1 protein-coding gene is annotated in these 857 nt (G+C 45.3%); it reads left to right on the top strand.

From position 1 onward, the window contains the following. A partial coding sequence (tuf, locus tag H5160_RS20090) for an elongation factor Tu (protein ID WP_182738531.1) occupies positions 1-857 on the top strand: 857 nt, incomplete at both ends.

Genomic DNA, 857 nt, shown 5'->3' with positions numbered 1-857 from the left:
AAACCGCACGTAAACGTTGGTACAATCGGCCACGTTGACCACGGTAAAACTACACTAACTGCAGCAATCACTAACGTACTTGCAAAAGTATACGGCGGTGTTGCTAAAGATTTCGCATCAATCGATAACGCTCCAGAAGAGCGCGAACGTGGTATCACTATTTCAACGTCTCACGTTGAATACGATACACCTACACGTCACTACGCACACGTAGATTGTCCTGGTCACGCCGATTATGTTAAAAACATGATCACTGGTGCTGCTCAAATGGACGGCGCGATCTTAGTAGTTGCTGCGACAGATGGCCCTATGCCACAAACGCGTGAGCACATCCTTCTTTCTCGTCAGGTTGGCGTTCCTTACATCATCGTATTCATGAACAAATGTGACATGGTTGATGATGAAGAGCTACTTGAACTAGTAGAAATGGAAGTTCGTGAACTTCTTTCTGAATACGATTTCCCAGGTGATGACTTACCTCTAATCGCTGGTTCTGCGCTTAAAGCGTTAGAAGGCGAGAAAGAGTGGGAAGATAAGATTGTTGAGCTTGCAAACGCACTTGATTCTTACATCCCAGAGCCAGAGCGTGACATCGATAAGCCATTCATCATGCCTATCGAAGACGTTTTCTCAATCCAGGGTCGTGGTACTGTTGTAACTGGTCGTGTTGAAGCAGGTATCATCCGCATCAATGACGAAGTAGAAATTGTTGGTATCAATGATACAACTCGTTCTACTTGTACTGGTGTTGAAATGTTCCGTAAGCTTCTTGACGAAGGTCGTGCTGGTGAGAACATTGGTGCACTTCTACGTGGTACTAAGCGTGAAGACGTTGAACGTGGTCAAGTACTAGCTAA

Source organism: Pseudoalteromonas sp. SG43-4 (assembly GCF_014164325.1).
In the GTDB taxonomy this organism is placed as follows: Bacteria; Pseudomonadota; Gammaproteobacteria; order Enterobacterales; family Alteromonadaceae; genus Pseudoalteromonas; species Pseudoalteromonas distincta.
The sequence above is the reverse complement of the archived record's forward strand: the minus strand, read 5'-3'. Positions and strand labels throughout refer to the sequence as shown.